Here is a 21,052-nt window from a genome sequence, read left to right on the forward strand (position 1 = left end):
GCCCGTCGATGTTCGGCGGCGCATTCTCCGTTTCATAATCGTGGCATGACAGATCACGTGAATGCCGATCCGGCGGAACTCGCCAAGTTTTCGGAACTGGCCCACCGCTGGTGGGATTTGGACAGCGAATTCCGCCCGCTCCATGAAATCAATCCATTGCGCCTGGAATGGATTAACGGTATTGCGCCGATTTCGCAGCGACGCGTGCTCGATATCGGCTGCGGCGGCGGCATCCTGGCCGATTCGATGGCCCGAAAAGGCGCCGACGTGCTCGGCATCGATCTGGCGAGCAAGGCGCTCAAGGTGGCGCGCCTGCATGCGCTCGAAGCCGGAACCCGGGGCGTCAAGTACCGGGAGGTCAGCGCGGAGGCGCTGGCTGCGGAGCAGCCGGGCAGTTTCGACGTCGTCACCTGCATGGAAATGCTCGAGCATGTGCCCGAGCCCGCTTCGATCGTTCAGGCCTGTGCCACGCTCGTCAAGCCGGGTGGCTGGGTCTTCTTCTCCACGATCAACCGCAACCTGAAGTCGTTCATGCTTGCGATCGTCGGCGCCGAATACGTCCTGGGCATGCTGCCGCGCGGCACGCACGAATACGCGAAGCTGCTGCGCCCCAGCGAGCTGGCGGCCCATTGCCGTGCGGCCGGCCTCGACCTGCGGCACACGCGCGGAATGGAGCACAACCCGCTCACGCGGCGGTACTGGCTCAGCGCCGACACCAGCGTCAACTACATGTTTGCCACGCAGAAGCCGGTCTTGACGGGTGCGCAGACGTGACGGCGGCGGCGATTCAGGCCGTGCTGTTCGATCTGGACGGCACGTTGATCGACAGCGCACCCGATCTCGGCGCCGCGGCCGACAAGATGCGCACGGATCGCGGCCTCGAGCCGTACCCCCTGGAGCGCTATCGGTTCATGGCGGGGGCCGGCGCACGGGGCATGCTCGGCGTGGCCTTCGGCATCACGCCCGAGTCGCCGGAGTTCCCCGAGTTGAGGGAGGAGTTCTTCGTTGCCTACGAAAACCGCATGCTGCTCAACACGCAGGTGTTCGACGGCGTGCGGGCGCTCATCGATGCCATCTGCGCGCGCGGCCTGGCCTGGGGGGTGGTCACCAACAAGTCGGCCCGCTTTACCGATCCGCTGACGCGCGCCATTCCGCTTTTCAGCAGCGCCGGCGCGATCGTGAGCGGCGACACCACGCCATATGCCAAGCCACACCCCGAGCCCTTGCATGAAGCAGCACGCCGGCTTGGAATTCCGTCCGGCGCCTGCATCTACGTGGGGGACGACGAACGCGACATCATCGCGGGCCGGGCCGCCGGCATGCGGACCATTGCGGCTACCTATGGTTACATGGGGCCCCAGGCCGACGCGACCCTCTGGGAGGCCGATGCCGCAATTACTTCGCCCCTGGAGCTCTTGCAATTCCTCAACCGGGCCTAAAATGATGGGCTTGGGGCTGCACTGGTTTCGACGTGGGTTCGGAGTCGCAGCGGGGCATGTCGAGCTGAATGCGCTCGTAAAACAGATTCAAACAAACTAACTGCAAACGACGAACGTTTCGCACTCGCTGCTTAATTGCCAGTGAGCCTTGCAACAGTTGGCCGATGGGCTGGGCAAGGGGGTCTGGAGCAATCCTGACCTCCCGGCTGCAAGGATAATTACATGGGCTGGCTTCGATCCGGGTACCTTGGGTCGGGGCGAGAAAATAGGGTGCTGGCGTCCGGTTTAGCGTGTGACTGCGCGACTCCGGAAGCGAGACTCAAATCAGATCACTAAACATGTAGAACTGCGCGATGAAGGCTTGCGGACGGGGGTTCAAATCCCCCCAGCTCCACCATATTCATAGGGCTAAGTCCAATAAAATCAAGGACTTACGGTAAGGCACTCCGTCCTCTACCGTCCCTTTCCGTCCCCCGATTCACACGTTTTTCACACGCGATTCGCACCTGAATCGCACGCGTCGTCGATCTCGGGAAGGCCCGGAAGGCACCGGCGACCATAGCGAACGGCCGGCCGGTCAAAGCCCAACTCCGCGCCTTGCTCGACGCAGCGGCCGTAGTGCCGGATCACCATCTCGGTCGATTCGTGGCCCAGGAGCTTGGCGATGTACGCCGGGTTCTCGCCCTGACTCAACAGGTGGCTTGCAAAAGTGTGCCTCATTTGATAAGGATTGCGGTAGCGCGCCTTGACCCTTTTGCAGGTGCGTTGCCACAGCCGCAGCAGGGACTGGTCGGTCCATTCGCCCTCCGTGCGGGGATTCAGGAACACCGGACCCTGGGCGGTTTAGATCGCGGCCAGCTGCGCCTGCAAGGCCTGCCGCGCCGCTAGCAACAGGGGGATGGTGCGGACCCCGCCTTCGTCTTCGTTCCCTTCTCCTGCCCCTCGACCACCGCCTTGTCGATTCGTACCGTTTTGGCCACCAGGTCGACGTCCGGCCAGGTGATGGCGATCAGCTCGCTGGTGCGGACGCCGGAGAACGCCCAGAACTGGAATGCGTGTCGCTCGGCGTCCTGCATCGAGGTCAGCAGGGTCAGCAACTCCTCCATCGTGTATGGGTCGGGCGCGTAGTCGGTCGAGAGCGTGTCCCGCGGCAGGATCCGCGCGATCTTGAGGCGGTCCAGCGGGTTGAACGCGATGGCCTCGTCGGCCACGGCCTCGGAGAGCGCATTCCGCAGCGGCAACAGCAGGTTGCTCATCCGCTTGCGCGTGACGTGCTGCAGGGCGAACCGCTCGATGTCGGCGATGGTTTGCTCGATCAGCGCTGTGTCCTCCGGGTTCTCGATCAGTTGGACGAGAAAATTTCCCAGGTTCTTGCGGAGCGTTGGCTGTTGCCGTGCGGCTAGGCCGGCAAGATATTCCACCGCTGCCCTCACTGAGGGCTCGGCGTCGACCCCTATGAGCTTGAGCGAGGCGCTCTCTGCCCTCGGACCCTTACCCATCTCCAACCATTCGGGCGAAACCCGCAGAGCTTTGGCGATGGATACCAGTTCCCGTGGGCGCTGACGCAAGCCGGATTCGATATTGCCGATCGCACCCTGGGTTAAGCCGGCCTTGGTTGCCAACTGCAACTGGCTCCAGCCGCTAGCTTTCCGCGTCTCTTTAAGGCGACTACCGATGCTCAAGCCCACCTCCAAATCGAGCCCAGCAGCAGCCCGAAGCAGAAGAGGGTGAACAGTGCGGCGTCGACCAGCGCCTGCCGTGCGAGGGCGACACCGCGGTGGAGAATGGCGAGCGCGATCACGCGGCCACCTTCGCGCACGCGGTGGCCACCAGCACAGCTCGCAGACGCTTCAGCTGCCGCGGACTGACAAACAGGTCCACGTCCTCGGCCTTTGCGTAGTGGATGCGCGGCGTGCCGCCCCAGCCGATCTCCAGCAGCCGCGTGTCACCTTCGCCCATGCCTTGACCGAGCACGTTGCGCTCGCGGGCGATGTTGTAGGTGTAGCCGTCTTCGCACCAGCCCGTCGTGTCGGCGCTCCAAGCCAGTGCGAGCAGCTTCTCGAGCACCTCGGCCGCGCCGGCATTCGACCGCTGCACGAAGTCGTACGGTCCTTCGAAGAAGACGAAGCGCTCCTGCATCGCTGCCACGCTGCCGCAGGCCGCGGGGGCATTTCCTGCGAACTGGTACATGTGGGTCAAGAACAACGGCGCCGGAGCTCTCACCATCACGCCCACAACGTCGACGATCGATGGCGCAGCGACCCTGGTGCTGGCAACTGGACAATGGGCCTTGATCGTCTCCGATGGCACCAACTACCAGACGGCCGCATATGTGCCGAGCGGTGGCGGAGGGCTGACAGTTTTCACCGAGTCGCTCGAGACTGCCTCACCAAACTCCAGTATCAACGCAGCTCGACTGCTGGTCTCCGCGGCGGGCGCGACGACCGACACCGACTTTGTCTTGCAGCCGAAGGGCGTCGGCGCTCTTCTCGCCCAGTTGCCTACGGCGTCTTCTGTGGGGGGCAACAAGCGCGGAGCCAATGCGGTGGACTGGCAAACCGTGCGGTCAGCAGCAGCACAGGTGGCATCGGGCACGAGATCCGTCATCTCCGGAGGCGCCAACAACACCAATGCCGGCATCAGCGCCGTGATCTCTGGGGGCATTGGCAACACCATCAGCAGCGGCACGGCAACGACGGTGGGTGGCGGCTCTGGAAACACCGTGAGTGGCAATCAAAACACCGTCTCTGGTGGGGCCTCGAACAATGCAAGCGGCGGTAGTTCGTGCGTTGGTGGAGGCGAGGGAAATATCACCTCCGTCGGGGACTACACGACCATTGGCGGCGGCGATCGGAATCAGGCGTCGAACTACAACGCCACGGTAGGTGGCGGGACGCAGAATATCGCAAGCGGCGATTCGTCAACCGTGCCTGGTGGCGCGTTCAGTCAAGCCGTGGGGGCTGCGTCGACGGCAATGGGGGCCTATGCTCTGGCCCGTACCAGGGGGGCGGTTGCCAGCGCCAGCGGAAACTTTTCAACCGTTGGGGATGCGCAAACCGAGCGGCTGGTGCAACGCGCGCTCACGACTGGCGCGACCACAACGGCCCTCTCTGCGGACGGTTCCACGCCAGGGGCCAATACCTGTGCGGTGCTGCCGAACAATTCCATGTTCGCGTTCACGATCATGGTGTCGGCCAAAGTCACAACCTTTGGCGACCGCGCAGCGTACCAAATCACTGGGGCAATCTCGCGCGGAGCCAATGCAGCCTCCACTCAGATTGACGGCACTACGACGGTGACAACGCTCGCAGCCATCGGGGGTGCCAGCGCGTGGGTGGTGACTGTGACGGCCAACACGACGCTGGGATCGCTGCAGGTCAACGTGACAGGTGCCGCGGCGACCAACATCAAGTGGGTGGCAACCATCAGCCTTACCGAAGTCGTTGGCTAAAGCATTTCGCATCTCACCACAGCCCGCTTCGGCGGGCTTTTTATCGCCTGAAAGGCTCACACGATGAAGAACGAAGCAGTCGAAGCCGCCACGGCAGCGGTGGCATCGAAGTCCACCTACGCCGGCGCCGGCTCGATGATTGTTGGTTGGATGCTCTCCAACGAGTTCGTCGTGCTGCTGGGCATGGTCGTTGGTGTCGCGGGCCTTCTGATCAACTGGTACTACAAGGCCAAGGCTGATCGAAGGTCGGAGCAGCTGTATGCGCTGCGCGTCGAGCGCATCAAGGGCAGTCAGCGCGGCGACTCCGATCTTGCAGAGTTGGGAGTCGACGAATGAACGCAGCCCTTCGCAATCGCTTGATCGCTGCAGGTGCCGGCGGCACCTTGGCAATTGCTGCTGTACTGCAGGCTTGGTACGAGGGCGAAGGCCCAACCGTGCGGCAGCCGAGCGGCGCGGTGCTCTCGGTGCCCTACAAGGACCCGGTCGGCATCTGGACGGTGTGCCGCGGCGTGACCGGTCCCGAAGTGGTCCCGGCGAAACGCTACACCGCGGCCGAGTGCCGTGCGCTCGAGGCGAAGCACTTGGACATTGCCGAAGCCCATGCTCGCCGCTACATCACGACCTACGACGAGTTGAACAAGTGGCAGCAGGCCGCGCTGATCGATTGGTTCTACAACCTGGGCGCCAATTCCTCGACGCTCAATTCGACGCTGCGCGCGAAGTTCAACGCCGGCGAAATCGAGGGCGGCTGCGATGAGCTTTCGCGCTGGGTGAAAGGCCGCGTGAAAGGCCAACTCGTGACGCTGAACGGTTTGGTCGACCGCCGCGGCACCGGTGAAGAACTGTGCCTGCACTGGGGCTCGAGGTGAGGTGCATCGCACGCGGCAGGGAGGGGCACCGCTCGGTGGATTGCCAGCGGCAAATCTGGAGGTTCCGCAGTGCTACCTGACCTTAAAACCCCGCTGCTCTGGCTGCTCAGTGTAGGGCTGATAGCTGCACTCGGTGTTGCCGGCATTGAGCGCACGCCGCGCTGGCCGACTTGCAGCGCACCGTCGCGCTCGTCGCGGCTCACGCCCAAGCCCAACAGGAGAATGTGGATGCCTACGAAAAGAAGCTGGCCGTGCTCGATGGCCGCCGCCGCGCTGCTGCTGGCGATGCTGAGCGGTTGCGCAAGCAGTTCGCCGACTACGCCGCCCGTGATCGGGGCGAAGCCGCAAGCGACCCCGCTGCCTGCCAGCGTGTCTCAGATCGATCCGCGGTCCTCGGAAGCCTGGCTGCGCGAGGTGCAGAGCTACTTCGAAGCGGTCGATTCATCGTTGAGCAGCGAGACGCGGAAGTAGAGCTACTACTCTCCACGATCAGCAACGACCGCAAGCTGTCTGCGCCCCGACCATAGGCTGCACGATGCCAATGGGTTGAGTCGGCCGCCTCACGTTCAGATGATGAACCACAAGGCGAGGAACACAAGCAAATACGAAGACACCAAGAGCTGAGCGAATTGTTTGGCCATGTGCGTTCTCCAGTGAGGTGGTCAACCGGTGCCGCTTGTTTGCCCATCTTGGAACAAGGCGTTTCGCCGTGAAGTCACTGTAGAAATTGCGCCGCACGCGCGCATGAGCGGTACGCACCTTCTCCAGGGGGACAAATGCCCTTGCTCACTACAATCGCCCACGACAAAACGTCTCCCGGAAGCATGTGGATTGCAGCCTGCGTGCCCGAATTCGAGACTGGTTGAGTTCTCAAACAACAAAGCCTCCAGGCTTTGGGCACTGCAGGCTTTGAGGGTCTTCTCGGCGGGCTTGGATCGTTCGGCCAGCACCGCGCTGTCGTGCGTCGCGGTCGAGAAAACATTACCGATCCTGTTGGGGCTCGGTGGTCTGATCTTCGTCCAACTCTGGGAGCCGAAAAGCGTGGTGGGGTAGCCTTGAGCAGCATTGATCGAGAAAAAATGCTGCTACAAATGCAACAAATCAGAAGACGGTCCCAGCACCGAATCCGAAAGGTGAAGAAGCCCTAGCTTTCGTCATTGCTCGGAAGTTGGAACTTGAGCGTGGCGAGTGCAATCTGGGCTGTCTCGCGCGGCGCCCGGTCACCACCCAGCGGGAAAAGCGCTAAAAAAAGGTCTTCCAACCATTCGCGATCGACCAAGCCGTCGCAGCGATCGTGCAACTCGCTGATGAACTCGTGACGCCACGCTTCGGCAGGAGACAACGTCATCCCGTCGATCACGATCGGCTTGCCGGGTTTCCACATGTGAGAAATGCTACCGCAGCGCTGGAGCGGTATCAATCGGCAGAGGAGCCATCCGCACAGCGACTGTTCACGTTGGCATTGCCGAGGCGCAACTGAATCTGCCGTCCGTGCAGTCAGGGCACTGAAGCAGCCAAGGTCACATCAATCGCAACCCTCGTGCGAATCGCATCGAGGGCTTCGCGAGCCTGGGCGCGTCGCCCATTTTGGCAATCTCGGCGAGGCCCTCGTCGGTGATGCCCTCCACCCTGGTGGGCAGCTACCGCAGCTATTCCTCGAGCGACTTGCCAAGGCAAGCAGGGTGGGGGAGGTGTGGCATCCCCATGGGCAGGAACCTGTGCTTGGTATCAGGTTCGGAGACTTCCGTCCTCAAAGTCCGCTCGTCCGTTCAGCCGTTTGAGGAAGGTATCTTCCCGCTGAAATTGGAGACTTGGCGCAGCGCGGACAGCGTCACCGGACCTGTATGGATGTACAGGTGGCTATGCGGATCACGGGTTAGCGTCAAACTAAGTTGTGGATCACAAGGCCGCTTGCCATGGATAGCTAACCGCTTCAGCTACGCGGCTACTTTCCACACGCGACATCGTTCCTCATGGACCACGAAACGCTTCTTGTCCACCGCTCGCACTGGGGCGAGGAGCCCGAACCCGCGCGCCACGACTTGTCGCGCCTCACGACTGAGTGTGAACGGCGGTCTATGATGAGCTCAGATTCGATCGGCTTCAGCCCAGAGTACGGCTGGAACAGGAGCGCGTGGGGTTTGGCTGGTTGAGCGCGCAGCTGCGCAGTGGTTTGCGATGAGACCGATAAAGGACTATATTCGGTCCTATTCGATTCAGGAGCAGGGTCATGCGCTACTCATCCCAAGTCAAGCCCATCAGCTACCTCAAGGCCAATGCTGCGGAGGTGCTGACGCACCTCGCTGAACAGCGGGAGCCCTTGGTCATCACGCAGAATGGCGAGGCCAAGGCCGTGCTACAGGACGTCGCGTCCTATGAAGAAACGCAGGAGACGCTGGCCCTGCTCAAGATCCTAGCGCTCGGCCAGCAGGATGTTGAGGGTGGTCGACTCAAGCCGGTGGCTGATGTGGTGGCCCGCCTGCGCGCGAAACGTCCGACGGCGTGATGGTCGGTAGACCGAGCCGCTACGAGGTTCTGCTCACCGAGGGCGCAGAGCAGGACTTGGAGTCCATCCACGACTACATCTCCGAGTTCGACTGTGTGGCCAACGCCAACCACGTTCTTGACCGGTTGATGGAGGTGGTGGAGGGGCTTGCCCATTTCCCTGAGCGTGGCAGCTACCCGAAGGAGCTTGTGGCGCTGGGCATCAAGGAATATCGCCAGACAGCGTTCAAACCCTACCGGGTGATCTATCGCGTCGTGGGCAGCCAGGTCGTGATTTACCTGATCGTCGATGGCCGCCGAGATATGCAATCCGTGTTGGCTCGTCGGCTTCTGGGCGCTTGACCCGCAGCATCCCGCACGAGTGCTCATGAGCTCGGGAGGCCAGTCGGCACCTGGTCAACCGTCCGCCACCATCCATCCCAAAAAGCCAACCTTCGACGGGTTGGCTTTTTTTTGCCCGGGCGCGGGGCTATAGTCGGCGGGGACTGTCACACCCTGGCCGCGACTTCCCCTTGGCAAAGGGGTGCTGCTGCCCGCCTCGATTCCAAAGGACGCCGTGCCCGATTCACTGACTTCGACGCTCACGAGCTACTACGACGCGGTGCCCTACGAGTCGCACCCGTTCCCGCAAACCGCCGTCGAGCACCTGGAGGCCATTGCCTTTCTGTTCGGCCTCGAGGCACCGGCTCCGTCCCGGGCACGGGTGCTGGAGCTCGGCTGCGCGGCCGGCGGCAACCTGATTCCGTTTGCGGCGCGCCACCCCGAAGCAAGCGCCCTGGGCCTCGATCTGTCGACGGTGCAGGTCGCGCAGGGCTGCGAGACCATCGCGCGCGCCGGGCTGCCGAATGTGGAGCTGCGGGCGTTCAACCTGGCGGAGGTCGATGCATCGTTCGGCCAGTTCGACTACATCGTCTGCCACGGGGTCTACAGCTGGGTGCCCGGACCGGTGCAGGACGCGATCCTGCGCGTGTGCTCGGAGAATCTTGCCCCCGATGGCGTCGCCTATGTCAGCTACAACGTGTATCCGGGCTGGAAGGCGAGGGAGATCGTGCGCGATGCGATGATCCTGCGCGGCGGCCCGCGCGACACGCCGGAGGAAAAGCTGTCCTACGCGCGCGGCATGCTCGAATTTCTCGAGCAGTCGGCCCGTCCCGACAGCGTGCTCGGAAAAACGCTCGAGGAAACGATGCCGATCGTGCGCGGTGCCAACGGCTCTTACCTGCTGCACGAGTTCCTCGAGCCTTGCAACGCGCCTTGCTATTTCAAGGAGTTCGTGGCGCGCGCCGAGGCGAATGGGCTGTGCTATCTGGCAGAGGCGGAACCGTCGACCATGTTCGTCCAGAACTACGGCGAGAAGGTTCGCGAGCCGCTGCTGCGCGAATGCGGCGGCAGCCAGATCCTGATGGAGCAGTATCTCGACTTCCTGGTCAATCGCACATTCCGCCAGACGCTGCTGGTGAAGCAGGGCCGCGGCAGGGAGATCCGCTATCGGCTCGACCAGGCCCGCATCCGCGGCTTTGAATTTGCAGGCGTGTTCACCGTTGCGGACGGCAGTGCGTTGACGCTCGACGCGCGCGAGCAGCCGTGCAGTGCGCTGCGCAACCTGACGGTGACGTTGCGACTGCCGGTGCACAAGGCCTTGGCGCAGGTGCTCGATGCGCACTATCCGGCCAGCGTGTCGTTCGAGGCACTGATGGCCGCGGTTCTTGCGCTGCTGGGCGAGCCGCGTTCGTCGGCCGAGCCGCTCGTGCTGTCGATGCTCGAAGAACTGGTGATCCTCGGTGCCGTGCGCGTCCGGCGCGCGCCGGTGCACGCCGCCGCGGAGGTCTCTGCCTTGCCGCGGGCCCTGCCATCGGTGCGCAGTGCGCCCGGCCTGGCGCTGTCGGCCGGAAGCTCCGCGAACGTCTGCAACCAGTGGCACGAGTCCGTGGGGCTTTCCGCGCTGGAGCGCTGCCTGTTGCCGCTGCTCGACGGCGCGCATTCGCACGGCATGCTGGCCGACCACCTTGCGGACGAAGTGGGCGCCGGCCGCCTGCGCTTCATCCAGAACGACAAGCCGCTGACCGATCCATCGGTCTTGAAGGAATTCGCACGGCAGCAGGTGGTGCTTGGCCTGACGGCCTTGCGGCGCAAGGCGCTGCTCGTCGCGTGACTGTTACCGTCCCCATCGAACCCAAAGAGGAAATCCACCGATGCAGCAACTTCACTGGACTCCGACCCTGCGCGCCGCGGTAGCGGCAGCAGTCTTGCTCGCAGGCGCAAGCGCCTCGAATGCCGCCTCGCAGGCGCCGGTCGCGGCCGAGCACGGCATGGTCGTGAGCGCGCAGCACCTGGCCACCAAGGTCGGTGTCGATGTGCTCAAGCGCGGCGGCAATGCCGTCGATGCGGCGGTGGCCGTGGGCTATGCGCTGGCGGTGGTCTATCCGGCGGCAGGCAATCTGGGCGGCGGCGGCTTCATGACCGTGCAGCTGGCCGATGGCCGCAAGACTTTCCTCGACTTCCGCGAGAAGGCCCCGCTGGCTGCCACGGCCAACATGTATCTCGACAAGGATGGCAATGTCATCAAGGGATTGAGCACGAACGGGCATCTTGCCGTCGGCGTGCCGGGCACGGTCTCGGGCATGGAGTACGCGCGCGAGAAATACGGCACCATGAAGCGCGACCAGCTGATCGCTCCCTCGATCCAGCTGGCCGAAAAAGGCTTTGCGCTGGAGCAGGGCGACGTCGACATGCTGCGCACCTCCACCAACGACTTCAAGAAAGATGCCGTTTCCGGCGCCATCTTCCTGAACAAGGGCGAGCCCTTCGCGGTCGGCCAGAAACTGGTGCAGAAAGACCTCGCCAAGACGCTGCGCGCCGTCAGCGCCAAGGGTGTCGACGGTTTCTACAAGGGCTGGGTCGGGCAGGCGATCGTGGCATCGAGCCAGGCCGGCAAGGGCATCATCACCCAGGCCGACCTCGACCAGTACAAGACGCGCGAATTGGCACCGGTGGAATGCGACTACCGCGGCTACCGTGTGGTGTCGGCACCGCCGCCGAGTTCGGGCGGTGTGATCATCTGCGAGATGCTCAACATCCTCGAGGGCTATCCGCTCAAGGACCTGGGCTTTCGCTCCGCCGAGGCGGTGCACTACCAGATCGAGGCCATGCGCCATGCGTACGTGGACCGCAACAGCTACCTGGGCGACCCGGATTTCGTGAAGAACCCGCTCGACCGCCTGCTCGACAAGGGCTACGCCGAGAAGATCCGCGCAGCCATCGACCCGAAGAAGGCCGGCGTGTCCAAGGACATCAAGCCCGGCGTCGCGCCGCACGAAGGCAGCAATACAACGCACTATTCGATCACCGACCAGCAGGGCAATGCGGTGTCGGTCACCTACACACTCAACGACTGGTTCGGCGCCAAGGTCACGGCCGACAAGACCGGCGTGCTGCTGAACAACGAGATGGACGACTTCACCTCGAAGATCGGCGTGCCCAACATGTACGGCCTGGTGCAGGGCGAGGCCAACGCCATCGCCCCGGGCAAGCGCCCGCTGAGCTCGATGAGCCCGACCATCGTCTCGAAGGACGGCAAGCCGGTGTTCGTGGTCGGCACGCCCGGCGGCAGCCGCATCATCACGGCGGTGCTGCACACCATCCTGAACGTGGTCGACTACGGCATGAACGTGCAGGAAGCCGTCGATGCGCCGCGCTTCCACCAGCAGTGGCTGCCGGATGTGACCAACGTCGAAACCTTCGCCATCAGCCCCGACACCCGCAAGATCCTGACCGACATGGGCCACAACCTGGGCGTGCCGCAACCGGCCAACCACCCGGCGGCGATCATCGTCGGCGCGCCGTCGCTGGGCGGCAAGCCGGTGGGCGCCAACCGTTTCTATGGCGCGAACGACCCGCGCCGCAACACCGGCCTGGCTGCCGGGTACTAGACTCTCCCCCAGGCTTCGCGCACTTCGTGTCGCTTCTCCTGCCCCCTCACCGGGGGCAACACCAGCGGCCCGGCAAAGCCGGTTCCGCGGTGTTCCACGAAGAAGAGAAGACTTCTCTTCTGCGCGCGAAGACCTTTCCTTTCCTATGCACTTGCAAGACATCCTCTATTCCCAGGGCTTCGGCACGCGGCGCGTGTGCGCGGGGCTGATCCAGCAAGGCCACGTGAGCGTGGCGGGCAAGGGCGTGGACGACCCGTTCGCCGACCTCGATCCCGAGGGCCTGCTTTTCACCGTCCAGGGCACCGAGTGGGCGTACCACGAGAAGGCCTACCTGATGCTGCACAAGCCCGCGGGCACCGAGTGCTCGCAGAAGCCCTCGACCTACCCGAGCATCTACACGCTGCTGCCGTCTCCGCTTCGGCTTCGGCCCAACAAGGGCGCGGTGCAGGGCGTGCAGGCCATTGGCCGGCTCGACCAGGACACCACCGGGCTGCTGCTGCTGACGGACGACGGCCAGTTCATCCACAAGATGGGCTCGCCCAAGCACCACGTCCCCAAGGTCTACGAGGTCACGGCCAAGCACCCGGTGGACGCGCTCCAGATCGACAAGCTGCTGGCCGGCGTGGTGCTCGACGACGATCCGAAACCGGTGCGCGCGGCAGCCTGCGAATCCGACAGTCCGCTGCACCTGCGGCTGACGCTGACCGAGGGCAAGTACCACCAGGTCAAGCGCATGCTGGCGGCGGTCGGCAACCGGGTCGAGGGCCTGCACCGCTCCCGCATCGGCGACCTGGCGCTGCCGGGCGACCTGGCTGCCGGCCAATGGCGCTGGCTCACGGCCGAGCAGGTCGCGGCGCTGCGGGCACCCGCCAAGCCCGGAAAGCGCTGAAATAAGGGAAGAAGGCGCGTCTTCCCGGTCAGCCAGTCTTCAGGCGCGGCCGTTAAGATTCCCAGCTCTCTCTCGGAACCTTCCCTTGCGATTTCCTGCCCGACCGAATGGCCGCTTTTCGGCCTTCCTGTTTTCATGCCTGGCAGTCTGGGTGGCGCAAGCCGCCACCGCTGCACCACGCGAAGCCCCGCCGATCTTCGTGCTCAACTCGCTGGACGCCAGCGTCAGCGTGATCGATCCGGCCGACTGGATCGAAAAGCAGCGCATTGCCACCGGCAAGGAACCGCACCACATCTATATGACGCCCGACGAAAAGTCGGTCATCGTGGCCAATTCGGCGGGCGATTCGCTCACTTTTCTCAACCCCAGGACGGCTGAAGTGCAGCGCGTGGTCTACGGCATCATCGATCCGTACCAGCTGCAGTTCTCGCGCGACATGAAGTGGTTCGTCACCGCGGGCAACCGCCTGAACCACGTCGACATCTATCGCTGGGACGGCAAGGACCTGAAGCTCGCCAAGCGCATCGCGTCGGGCAAGACGCCCAGCCACATCTGGATCGACAACACCAGCACCATCGCCTACGTCACCATGCAGGACAGCGACGAGCTGATCGCCATCGACCTGCCCACGCAGACCATCCGCTGGCGCGTGGCCACCGGCGCCATGCCGGCCGACATCTTCGGCATCCACAACGACAGGACCCTGCTCGTGGGCCTGACCGGCAGCGACGGCGTGCAGGTGTTCGACGTGGCTGGCGCCGAGCCGAAGCTGGTCGGCAAGATCCCGACCGGCAAGGGGGCCCATGCCTTCCGCTCGGCCGGCGACGGCAAGAGCGTGTTCGTGAGCAACCGGGTGGCCAACACCATCAGCCGGATCGACCTGGCGACCCTGAAGGTCGGCGCCGTCTACCCGGTGCCGGGCGGGCCCGACTGCATGGACGTATCGGCCGACGGCAAGACGCTGTATGTCACCTCGCGCTGGGCCAAGAAGCTCAGCGTGGTGGATCTGGTGAACAACAAGCTCGTGCGCCAGGTCAACGTCGGCCGCTCGCCGCACGGCGTCTGGACGCTGGACCATGCCAAGCGCATCTAGCCGCACCGGCCGGGCGGCGGCCCTGGCGATCGCCGTCGCGGCGATGCCGGCCGCCTGGGCGCAGCAGGGCGCTTCCTGCGAGAAGCCGGTCTACCTGACCTTCGACACCGGCCACATGGGCGTTGCCCCGCTGGTGGCCGAGGTGCTCAAGCGCCAGAACGTCCGCGTCACCTTCTTTGCCGCCGCCGAGCGCACCCAGACCGACGGCGACAGCCTCGACAGCCATTGGGCGCCGTGGTGGAAGGCGAGGGCGGCCGAGGGCAACGAATTCGCCTCGCACACCTACGACCACGCGTACTGGCGCGGCGACCTCAAGGGGGTAGCGCCGAGCTTCCGCATCAAGCCTTCGGCGGGCGCATTGGCCGGACGCGAGTTCACCTGGAGCGCGGCCGAATACTGCGCCAATATCAGCAAGGCCTCCGAGCGGCTGGCCCTCATCACCGGCAAGAAGCCGCTGCCGCTGTACCGGGCGCCAGGCGGCAAGACCTCGCCCCGGCTGCTCGCGGCCGCCAAGGCCTGCGGCTTCGAGCACGTGGGATGGTCGCCGGCGGGCTTCCTGGGAGACGAGCTGCCGAGCGAGAAGTTCAGCAACGAAAAGCTCCTGGCGCAGGCGCTGGAAACCATCCGCCCCGGCGACATCCTGCTTGCCCACCTGGGCATCTGGTCGCGCAAGGATCCGTGGGCGCCGGCCAACCTCGAACCGCTGATTGTCGGCCTCAAGGCCAAGGGCTTCTGCTTCGAGACGCTGCGCCAGCATCCGCAATACCGCGCCTGGATCGCATCCCACCCCTGAGGCTGCCGCCGTGATCGATAGGTTGACGGACGCTTTTTCCGCGCTGCAGGGCTGGTTCTTCGAGACGCTGGTCCAGCCGCTGGTGTTTGCGGTGGGCCTCGGCGGCTGGACCGAGGACGCCTTCGACGCCACCGGCTGGCTGCTGGTCGGGCTGATCCAGGTCGTGGTGCTGCTCGCGGTCATCGGCCCGCTGCAGCGCTGGCGTGCCGTCGAGCCGGTCACCGACCGCCGCGCGATCCGCATCGACGTGCTCTACACGCTGATCCATCGGCTCGGCCTGTTCCGGCTGGCCATGTTCTTCACGCTCGAGCCGTTCTTCGACGAGGCCATCGGGATGCTGCGTACCGCGGGCTGGGGCACTTTCCATCTCGATGAAGCCTGGCCCGGCGTCACCGACGTGCCGTGGGTGGCCTTTGCGATCTATCTCGTGGTGCTCGACTTCGTGGGCTACTGGATCCATCGCGGCCAGCACCAGTTCAGGTGGTGGTGGGGCCTGCATTCGCTGCACCATTCGCAGCGCCAGATGACGATGTGGAGCGACGACCGCAACCATCTGCTCGACGACATCGTCCATGACACCCTCATCGTCATCGTTGCGCAATTGATCGGCGTGGCGCCGGGGCAATTCATTGCGTTCGTGGCGTTCACGCAGCTCAGCGAAAGCCTGCAGCACGCCAACCTGAAGCTCGGTTTCGGCGCCATTGGCGAGCGGCTGTGGATCAGCCCGCGCTTTCACAGGCTGCACCACAGCATCGGGCTGGGCCATGAATCGCGGGGCGCGCACACGCTGGGCGGGTGCAACTTCGGCGTCCTGCTGCCCTGGTGGGACATGCTCTTTCGCACCGTGAACTTCGAGGAGCGCTACGACCCCACCGGCATTCGCGACCAGGTCGAGCCCGGCGCGGACGGCCGGGTGCGCGACTACGGGCGCGGCTTCTGGACCCAGCAATGGCTCGGGCTGAAGCGGATGGTCGGCCGCGGCTGAGCGCCGGCCCGAACCGAGCCGGTTATCCTTCGCACCCAATGCGCCTGCTCCTCGATTCCTTCTGGCGCGCGGTCGCCTATTGCATGCTGCCGCGCGTGATCGTGCTGTCGCTGCTGCCACTGGGCCTGATGGTGCTGCTGGCTGCAGGCTTCGGCTATTTCTACTGGGACGCGACCGTCGCGTGGACCCGCGAGGCACTCGATGCCTGGCCCCTGCTGTCGAGCTTCTGGGGCTGGATCGGGCGGCTCTTCTCGGGCGACGTCACGGCCGTGCTGGCGCCGCTGGTGGTCGTGGTGGCCGCCACGCCGTTGATCGTGGTGGTTTCGCTCCTGATCGTGGCCGGCCTCATGGCGCCGCCGCTCACTGCACTGGTGGCGCTGCGCCGCTTTCCCGCGCTCGAGCGCAAGAAGGGCGCCTCGTTCTTCGGCAGTGTGGCGCGCTCGCTCGGCGTGACCGTGCTGGCGCTGGTGGCGCTCGTGGTTTCCATGCCGCTTTGGCTCATTCCTCCGCTGGTGCTCGTTCTGCCGCCGCTGATCTGGGGCTGGCTCACCTACCGCGTGATGAGCTTCGATGCGCTGGCCGAACACGCGAGCCCCGAAGAGCGGGCCACCATCCTGCGCGCGCACCGGCTGCCGCTTTTGTGCATCGGCGTGCTGTGCGGGTATCTGGGGGCCGCACCCAGCATCGTCTGGGCCTCGGGCCTGCTGTTTGCCGCCGCCTTCTTCGTGCTGGTGCCGCTCGCGATCTGGATCTACACGCTGGTGTTTGCGTTTTCGGCGCTCTGGTTCGGCCACTACTGCCTCGATGCCCTGGCGCAATTGCGTGCCCGGCGCGGGGCCGCCGCCGCCTCCGTCCCATCCGACGGCGCACCCGCCATCGAGGCCGACCAGGCTCTTCTCTCCCAATGGAAATCCCCATGACCCGCGCATTCGGTCTGATCGTCGTCGGCGACGAAATCCTTTCCGGCAAGCGTGCCGACAAGCACATGCCCAAGGTCATCGAGCTGCTCGCCGCGCGCGGCCTGCAGCTCGGCTGGGCCGAATACGTGGGCGACGTGCCCGCGCGCATCACCGCCGCGCTCGGCCGGGCCTTCGGCTCGGGCGACATCGTCTTTTCGACCGGCGGCATCGGCGCCACGCCGGACGACCACACGCGGCAATGCGCCGCGCAGGCCCTGCGGGTGCCGCTGGAGCTGCATCCCGAGGCGGAACTGCTGATCCGCGAGCGCATGCAGGACACCGCGCGCGAGCAGGGCATCGCCTACGAACCCGACCGGCCCGACAACATTCACCGCCTCAACATGGGCGTGTTCCCGAAGGGCGCCACGATCATCCGCAACCCGTACAACAAGATTCCGGGCTTCAGCGTCGGGCACGTCCATTTCGTGCCGGGATTCCCGGTCATGGCCTGGCCGATGATCGAATCGGTGCTCGACAGCCGTTATGCGCACATGTTTTCCAGTGGGCAGTCGGGCGAGAAATCGGTCATCGTCTTTGGCGCCATGGAGGCAACGCTCACGCCGCTGATGCAGGCCATCGAAGCGGCGCATGCCGGCATCAAGGTGTTCAGCCTGCCGAGCGTCGATCATCCCGAATACGGCCGCCACATCGAACTCGGCGTGAAGGGCGATCCAGTTCGCCTGGATGCCGCCTATGCGCAACTGATCGAGGGCCTGCACGCCTATGATGCGAGGCTTGGCCCGGAATTGGTGCGGTAGTTCTTATTGCACCAAATTGGTGATTATCTGCCTTGTTTTGGGGTTTGCGCCCGCCGTCGAAGCCGCTTCATGAGCGGCGACAATGGCATAGAAACTGCATCCTCTGTCCCTGTATTCCTAACCACCATCCAACTCAGGAGAAACTGATGGCAAAGACCGTCGCCGATGTACTCAAGCTCGTCAAGGAAAACGAGGTCAAGTTCATCGACTTCCGCTTCACCGACACCCGTGGCAAAGAGCAGCACGTGACCGTGCCTGTTTCGGCATTCGATGAAGACAAATTCACTTCGGGCCACGCTTTCGACGGCTCGTCCATCGCTGGCTGGAAGGGAATCGAGGCTTCGGACATGCAGCTCATGCCCGACCCGAACACCGCCAACATCGACCCCTTCTTCGAAGAAACGACGCTGATCCTGACCTGCGACGTGATCGACCCCGCCGACGGCAAGGCCTACGAGCGCGACCCGCGCTCGCTCGCCAAGCGCGCCGAGGCCTACATGAAGGCCTCGGGCCTGGGCGACACCGCCTACTTCGGTCCGGAACCCGAATTCTTCGTGTTCGACGGCGTCCGCTGGAAGAACGACATGTCGGGCTGCTTCGTCAAGATCGACTCCGAAGAAGCCTCGTGGAACACCGACAAGGAATACGAGCACGGCAACACCGGCCACCGCCCCGCGGTCAAGGGCGGCTACTTCCCGGTTCCCCCGGTCGACAGCTTCCAGGACATGCGCTCGGAAATGTGCCTGGTGCTCGAGTCGCTCGGCATCCCGGTCGAAGTGCATCACCATGAAGTGGCTAACGCCGGCCAGATGGAACTGGGCACCAAGTTCAGCACGCTGGTGCAGCGCGCCGACTGGGTCCAGCTGCAGAAGTACGTGATCCACAACGTGGCCCACGCCTACGGCAAGACCGCCACCTTCATGCCCAAGCCCATCGTCGGCGACAACGGCTCCGGCATGCACGTGCACCAGTCGGTCTGGAAAGACGGCAAGAACCTGTTCGCCGGCGACGGCTATGCAGGCCTGTCGGACTTCGCGCTGCACTACATCGGCGGCATCATCAAGCACGCACGTGCCCTGAATGCCATCACGAACCCCGGCACCAACAGCTACAAGCGCCTGGTGCCCGGCTTCGAAGCGCCGGTGAAGCTGGCCTATTCGGCCAAGAACCGCTCGGCCTCGATCCGCATCCCGTTCGTGGCCAACCCGAAGGGCCGCCGCGTCGAAGCACGCTTCCCCGATCCGCTGATGAACCCGTACCTCGGTTTCGCAGCACTCCTGATGGCCGGCCTCGACGGCGTGGAAAACAAGATCCATCCGGGCGAAGCCGCCAGCAAGGACCTGTACCACCTGCCGCCGGAAGAAGACGCGCTGATCCCGACCGTGTGCCACAGCCTCGACCAGGCGCTGGAATACCTCGACAAGGACCGTGCGTTCCTGACCAAGGGCGGCGTGTTCACCGATGCCTACATCGACGCTTACATCGAACTGAAGATGCAGGAAGTCACGCGCTTCCGCATGGCGACCCACCCGGTCGAGTTCGACATGTACTACTCGTTGTAATTGGCCCACCCCCGAAGCGGCTCACTTCGTGTAGCCGCCTCCCCCTCGAGGGGGCAACACCTGCGGCCCGGCAGAGCCGGTTCCGCGGTGTTGCTGGGATGAACTCGAAAAGGACGGCCTCGGCCGTCCTTTTTGCTGGCGCGGAACATCTTGTCACCAGTGGAGTCGAATTGCAGGAAAATGCGCCTTTGTCGCGCCATCACCGATTCTCATGAAGACTGCTTCTCTCATTTTCCTGGCCGGTTCATTGTTGGCCGCCTTGCCCGCGTCCGCCCAGGAGCGCGTGTGGCGCTGCGGCAATGAATACACCAACAATTCGACCATCGCGCAGCAAAAGGGCTGCAAGGTCATGGAAGGCGGCAACGTCACGGTCGTGCAGGGCACCAAGCCTGCGGGCGGTGGTTCTGCCGGGGGCAGTTCCGCCCCGGCGGCGTCCCGCGCGCCCGCGGGCAGCCCGCGCGTCGAAGGCGTCGACCAGCGCGCCCGCGACGGCGAAGCCCGCTCGGTGCTCGAGTCCGAGCTCAAGAAGGCCGAGGCCCGCCAGGCGGAGCTCAAGAAGGAATACAACAACGGCGAGCCCGAGAAGCAGGGCAGCGAAGGCCGCAACTACCAGAAGTACCTCGACCGCGTGGCTGAAATGAAGGCCGAGCTGGCCCGCAACGAGAGCGACATCGCGGGCATTCGCCGCGAACTCGGCCGCCTGCCGGCCAAGCAGTAAGAACATGGCGTTCGGGAAGAAGGCGGCCGGCGCCACTCCGCGCTTTCAGTCCTTCGACCTGCTGTCCACGCTGATTGCGGTGGTCAGCACCAACGGCTCGGTGCTGTTTGCCAACGCGGCCCTCGAAGACGCGCTGGGCACGTCGCGCCGCACGCTCGAAGGCTCTCAGTTCGGTGCCTGCTTTCACGAGCCGCACGTGCTCCGCACGGCCATCGATGGTGCACGCAGCAACGACTTCGCCACGCTGCGTTATGAAGCCTTCTTGCGTCGCGTCAACCACGAGCTGATGCCCGTGCAGGTCACGCTGGCCCAGGGCGACAAACAGGGCGAACTCATCATCGAGATGTCGCCGCTCGAGCAGCAGGTGCGCCAGGACCGCGAAGAGCGCCTGCTCGACCAGGCGCAGGCGAACAAGGAACTCATTCGCAATCTCGCGCACGAGATCAAGAACCCGCTCGGCGGCATCCGCGGTGCGGCGCAGTTGCTGCAGATGGAGGTCGAGTCGCGCGACCTCATCGAGTACACGCAAGTCATCATTCACGAGGCCGATCGGCTGCAGACACTGGTCGACCGGCTGCTGGCACCGCATCGGCGCCCGCACGTGGTGGGCGACGTGAACATCCACGAAGTCTGCGAGCGCGTGCGCTCGGTCATTCTTGCGGAGTTTCCGCGCGACCTGCACATCGAGCGCGACTTCGACGTGTCGATTCCCGAATTCCGCGGCGACCGCGAGCAGCTCATCCAGGCCACGCTCAACATCGTGCACAACGCGGCGCAGGCCCTGGCCGAGCGCCGCGCCGCGGGCGATGCACAGATCACTTTCAAGACGCGCATCGCCCGACAGGTGATATTCAACAAGCAGTGGTATCGATTGGCACTGGAATTGCATGTCATCGACAATGGACCGGGTGTGCCGGACACGATCAAGGACCGCATCTTCTATCCGCTCGTATCGGGCAGGGAAGGCGGAACTGGGCTTGGGTTGACGCTTGCGCAAACTTTTGTGCAACAGCATCACGGCGTGATCGAGTGCGACAGCGTCCCGGGCCGAACCGATTTCAAGATATTGATACCGCTGCCCTAGCAGCCACGGCAACAAGGA

24 protein-coding genes, 1 other RNA gene and 1 pseudogene are annotated in these 21,052 nt (G+C 64.4%); 21 read left to right on the forward strand and 5 right to left on the reverse strand.

What is annotated here, in order from left to right:
- Positions 1–45: 45 nt before the first annotated feature.
- The 3 genes from ubiG to ssrA all read left to right on the forward strand — a co-directional run bounded on the left by ubiG (position 46) and on the right by ssrA (position 1,836).
- Positions 46–774 carry a bifunctional 2-polyprenyl-6-hydroxyphenol methylase/3-demethylubiquinol 3-O-methyltransferase UbiG gene (gene ubiG / locus VAPA_RS08485; RefSeq protein ID WP_021006354.1) on the forward strand — a complete coding sequence of 243 codons (729 nt, stop codon included), beginning with the start codon at positions 46–48 and terminating at the stop codon, positions 772–774.
- Complete coding sequence (locus tag VAPA_RS08490) at positions 771–1,439, forward strand: HAD-IA family hydrolase (protein ID WP_021006355.1); 669 nt, start codon at positions 771–773, stop codon at positions 1,437–1,439. Before ubiG ends, VAPA_RS08490 begins: the two co-directional genes overlap by 4 nt.
- 12 nt (positions 1,440–1,451) lie before the next feature.
- Positions 1,452–1,836: a transfer-messenger RNA gene (ssrA, locus tag VAPA_RS33805) on the forward strand.
- A 92-nt stretch (positions 1,837–1,928) separates the two neighbouring features.
- Here the strand turns inward: ssrA and VAPA_RS33530 are convergent.
- The 4 genes from VAPA_RS33530 to VAPA_RS08500 are packed head-to-tail and all read right to left on the reverse strand — an operon-like array spanning position 1,929 to position 3,629.
- On the reverse strand, positions 1,929–2,267 hold the full coding sequence (locus VAPA_RS33530; protein WP_051255310.1) for a tyrosine-type recombinase/integrase: 339 nt from the start codon (positions 2,265–2,267) through the stop codon (positions 1,929–1,931).
- 56 nt (positions 2,268–2,323) lie between these two features.
- Complete coding sequence (locus tag VAPA_RS33535; RefSeq protein ID WP_268977800.1) at positions 2,324–3,127, reverse strand: helix-turn-helix domain-containing protein; 804 nt, start codon at positions 3,125–3,127, stop codon at positions 2,324–2,326.
- A complete protein-coding gene (locus VAPA_RS35405; RefSeq protein WP_268977801.1) occupies positions 3,118–3,240 on the reverse strand; it encodes a hypothetical protein in 123 nt (40 codons plus the stop codon). Before VAPA_RS35405 ends, VAPA_RS33535 begins: the two co-directional genes overlap by 10 nt.
- Positions 3,237–3,629 carry a hypothetical protein gene (locus VAPA_RS08500; protein WP_155248055.1) on the reverse strand — a complete coding sequence of 131 codons (393 nt, stop codon included), beginning with the start codon at positions 3,627–3,629 and terminating at the stop codon, positions 3,237–3,239. The genes VAPA_RS35405 and VAPA_RS08500 overlap by 4 nt, the downstream gene beginning before the upstream one ends.
- On the opposite strand from VAPA_RS08500, the gene VAPA_RS08505 reads away from it, so the two are divergent.
- From VAPA_RS08505 to VAPA_RS08520, 4 genes are all read left to right on the forward strand, one after another.
- Positions 3,628–4,890 carry a hypothetical protein gene (locus tag VAPA_RS08505; protein ID WP_021006357.1) on the forward strand — a complete coding sequence of 421 codons (1,263 nt, stop codon included), beginning with the start codon at positions 3,628–3,630 and terminating at the stop codon, positions 4,888–4,890. The two genes, VAPA_RS08500 and VAPA_RS08505, sit on opposite strands and share 2 nt — an antisense overlap.
- Positions 4,891–4,953: 63 nt before the next feature.
- Positions 4,954–5,226 (forward strand): holin, encoded by a 273-nt coding sequence (locus VAPA_RS08510; protein ID WP_021006358.1) that lies wholly within the window; start codon positions 4,954–4,956, stop codon positions 5,224–5,226.
- On the forward strand, positions 5,223–5,759 hold the full coding sequence (locus VAPA_RS08515) for a lysozyme (protein ID WP_021006359.1): 537 nt from the start codon (positions 5,223–5,225) through the stop codon (positions 5,757–5,759). The genes VAPA_RS08510 and VAPA_RS08515 overlap by 4 nt, the downstream gene beginning before the upstream one ends.
- A gap of 228 nt (positions 5,760–5,987) precedes the next feature.
- On the forward strand, positions 5,988–6,230 hold the full coding sequence (locus VAPA_RS08520; RefSeq protein WP_021006360.1) for a hypothetical protein: 243 nt from the start codon (positions 5,988–5,990) through the stop codon (positions 6,228–6,230).
- A 673-nt stretch (positions 6,231–6,903) separates the two neighbouring features.
- On the opposite strand, the gene VAPA_RS08525 is transcribed toward VAPA_RS08520, so the two are convergent.
- On the reverse strand, positions 6,904–7,143 hold the full coding sequence (locus VAPA_RS08525) for a hypothetical protein (RefSeq protein ID WP_021006362.1): 240 nt from the start codon (positions 7,141–7,143) through the stop codon (positions 6,904–6,906).
- A 729-nt stretch (positions 7,144–7,872) separates the two neighbouring features.
- Between VAPA_RS08525 and VAPA_RS35590 the strand changes: the two are divergent.
- The 14 genes and pseudogenes from VAPA_RS35590 to glnL form a co-directional block, all read left to right on the forward strand.
- Positions 7,873–7,941, forward strand: a pseudogene (locus tag VAPA_RS35590) (hypothetical protein); the annotation flags it as partial.
- Positions 7,942–7,989: 48 nt separating this feature from the next.
- Complete coding sequence (locus VAPA_RS08530; protein WP_021006364.1) at positions 7,990–8,265, forward strand: type II toxin-antitoxin system Phd/YefM family antitoxin; 276 nt, start codon at positions 7,990–7,992, stop codon at positions 8,263–8,265.
- Positions 8,265–8,606 (forward strand): type II toxin-antitoxin system RelE/ParE family toxin, encoded by a 342-nt coding sequence (locus tag VAPA_RS08535; protein ID WP_021006365.1) that lies wholly within the window; start codon positions 8,265–8,267, stop codon positions 8,604–8,606. The genes VAPA_RS08530 and VAPA_RS08535 overlap by 1 nt, the downstream gene beginning before the upstream one ends.
- A gap of 214 nt (positions 8,607–8,820) precedes the next feature.
- Positions 8,821–10,416, forward strand: a complete 1,596-nt coding sequence (locus tag VAPA_RS08540; protein ID WP_021006366.1) for a class I SAM-dependent methyltransferase — start codon at positions 8,821–8,823, stop codon at positions 10,414–10,416.
- A gap of 40 nt (positions 10,417–10,456) precedes the next feature.
- Entirely contained in the window at positions 10,457–12,193 is a 1,737-nt protein-coding gene (gene ggt / locus VAPA_RS08545; RefSeq protein WP_021006367.1) for a gamma-glutamyltransferase, read from the forward strand.
- Between the two features lie 145 nt (positions 12,194–12,338).
- Positions 12,339–13,082 carry a pseudouridine synthase gene (locus VAPA_RS08550; RefSeq protein WP_021006368.1) on the forward strand — a complete coding sequence of 248 codons (744 nt, stop codon included), beginning with the start codon at positions 12,339–12,341 and terminating at the stop codon, positions 13,080–13,082.
- 85 nt (positions 13,083–13,167) lie between these two features.
- Complete coding sequence (locus VAPA_RS08555) at positions 13,168–14,175, forward strand: YncE family protein (protein WP_021006369.1); 1,008 nt, start codon at positions 13,168–13,170, stop codon at positions 14,173–14,175.
- Positions 14,159–14,968 (forward strand): polysaccharide deacetylase family protein, encoded by an 810-nt coding sequence (locus tag VAPA_RS08560; protein WP_021006370.1) that lies wholly within the window; start codon positions 14,159–14,161, stop codon positions 14,966–14,968. The genes VAPA_RS08555 and VAPA_RS08560 overlap by 17 nt, the downstream gene beginning before the upstream one ends.
- A gap of 10 nt (positions 14,969–14,978) precedes the next feature.
- Positions 14,979–15,953, forward strand: coding sequence for a sterol desaturase family protein (locus VAPA_RS08565; RefSeq protein ID WP_021006371.1), 975 nt, complete (start codon positions 14,979–14,981; stop codon positions 15,951–15,953).
- Between the two features lie 38 nt (positions 15,954–15,991).
- Complete coding sequence (locus VAPA_RS08570) at positions 15,992–16,873, forward strand: EI24 domain-containing protein (protein WP_021006372.1); 882 nt, start codon at positions 15,992–15,994, stop codon at positions 16,871–16,873.
- Positions 16,870–17,670 carry a competence/damage-inducible protein A gene (locus tag VAPA_RS08575; protein WP_021006373.1) on the forward strand — a complete coding sequence of 267 codons (801 nt, stop codon included), beginning with the start codon at positions 16,870–16,872 and terminating at the stop codon, positions 17,668–17,670. Before VAPA_RS08570 ends, VAPA_RS08575 begins: the two co-directional genes overlap by 4 nt.
- A gap of 146 nt (positions 17,671–17,816) precedes the next feature.
- Entirely contained in the window at positions 17,817–19,232 is a 1,416-nt protein-coding gene (glnA, locus tag VAPA_RS08580) for a type I glutamate--ammonia ligase (RefSeq protein ID WP_012746775.1), read from the forward strand.
- Between the two features lie 211 nt (positions 19,233–19,443).
- On the forward strand, positions 19,444–19,950 hold the full coding sequence (locus VAPA_RS08585) for a hypothetical protein (protein ID WP_021006374.1): 507 nt from the start codon (positions 19,444–19,446) through the stop codon (positions 19,948–19,950).
- 4 nt (positions 19,951–19,954) lie between these two features.
- Positions 19,955–21,034 carry a nitrogen regulation protein NR(II) gene (gene glnL / locus VAPA_RS08590; RefSeq protein ID WP_021006375.1) on the forward strand — a complete coding sequence of 360 codons (1,080 nt, stop codon included), beginning with the start codon at positions 19,955–19,957 and terminating at the stop codon, positions 21,032–21,034.
- The last annotated feature ends 18 nt before the right edge of the window (positions 21,035–21,052 follow it).

It is taken from the genome of Variovorax paradoxus B4, assembly GCF_000463015.1.
Lineage (GTDB): Bacteria > Pseudomonadota > Gammaproteobacteria > Burkholderiales > Burkholderiaceae_C > Variovorax > Variovorax paradoxus_E.

What these genes read in the sequence shown, in the direction of transcription:
- ubiG (WP_021006354.1), top strand. Translation starts at nt 46, where the DNA reads ATGACAGATCACGTGAATGCCGATCCGGCGGAACTCGCCAAGTTTTCG.
- VAPA_RS08505 (WP_021006357.1), top strand. Translation starts at nt 3,628, where the DNA reads ATGTGGGTCAAGAACAACGGCGCCGGAGCTCTCACCATCACGCCCACA.
- VAPA_RS08500 (WP_155248055.1), bottom strand. Translation starts at nt 3,629, where the DNA reads ATGTACCAGTTCGCAGGAAATGCCCCCGCGGCCTGCGGCAGCGTGGCA.
- VAPA_RS08510 (WP_021006358.1), top strand. Translation starts at nt 4,954, where the DNA reads ATGAAGAACGAAGCAGTCGAAGCCGCCACGGCAGCGGTGGCATCGAAG.
- VAPA_RS08515 (WP_021006359.1), top strand. Translation starts at nt 5,223, where the DNA reads ATGAACGCAGCCCTTCGCAATCGCTTGATCGCTGCAGGTGCCGGCGGC.
- VAPA_RS08520 (WP_021006360.1), top strand. Translation starts at nt 5,988, where the DNA reads ATGCCTACGAAAAGAAGCTGGCCGTGCTCGATGGCCGCCGCCGCGCTG.
- VAPA_RS08525 (WP_021006362.1), bottom strand. Translation starts at nt 7,143, where the DNA reads ATGTGGAAACCCGGCAAGCCGATCGTGATCGACGGGATGACGTTGTCT.
- VAPA_RS08530 (WP_021006364.1), top strand. Translation starts at nt 7,990, where the DNA reads ATGCGCTACTCATCCCAAGTCAAGCCCATCAGCTACCTCAAGGCCAAT.
- VAPA_RS08535 (WP_021006365.1), top strand. Translation starts at nt 8,265, where the DNA reads ATGGTCGGTAGACCGAGCCGCTACGAGGTTCTGCTCACCGAGGGCGCA.
- ggt (WP_021006367.1), top strand. Translation starts at nt 10,457, where the DNA reads ATGCAGCAACTTCACTGGACTCCGACCCTGCGCGCCGCGGTAGCGGCA.
- VAPA_RS08550 (WP_021006368.1), top strand. Translation starts at nt 12,339, where the DNA reads ATGCACTTGCAAGACATCCTCTATTCCCAGGGCTTCGGCACGCGGCGC.
- VAPA_RS08560 (WP_021006370.1), top strand. Translation starts at nt 14,159, where the DNA reads ATGCCAAGCGCATCTAGCCGCACCGGCCGGGCGGCGGCCCTGGCGATC.
- VAPA_RS08570 (WP_021006372.1), top strand. Translation starts at nt 15,992, where the DNA reads ATGCGCCTGCTCCTCGATTCCTTCTGGCGCGCGGTCGCCTATTGCATG.
- VAPA_RS08575 (WP_021006373.1), top strand. Translation starts at nt 16,870, where the DNA reads ATGACCCGCGCATTCGGTCTGATCGTCGTCGGCGACGAAATCCTTTCC.
- glnA (WP_012746775.1), top strand. Translation starts at nt 17,817, where the DNA reads ATGGCAAAGACCGTCGCCGATGTACTCAAGCTCGTCAAGGAAAACGAG.
- VAPA_RS08585 (WP_021006374.1), top strand. Translation starts at nt 19,444, where the DNA reads ATGAAGACTGCTTCTCTCATTTTCCTGGCCGGTTCATTGTTGGCCGCC.
- glnL (WP_021006375.1), top strand. Translation starts at nt 19,955, where the DNA reads ATGGCGTTCGGGAAGAAGGCGGCCGGCGCCACTCCGCGCTTTCAGTCC.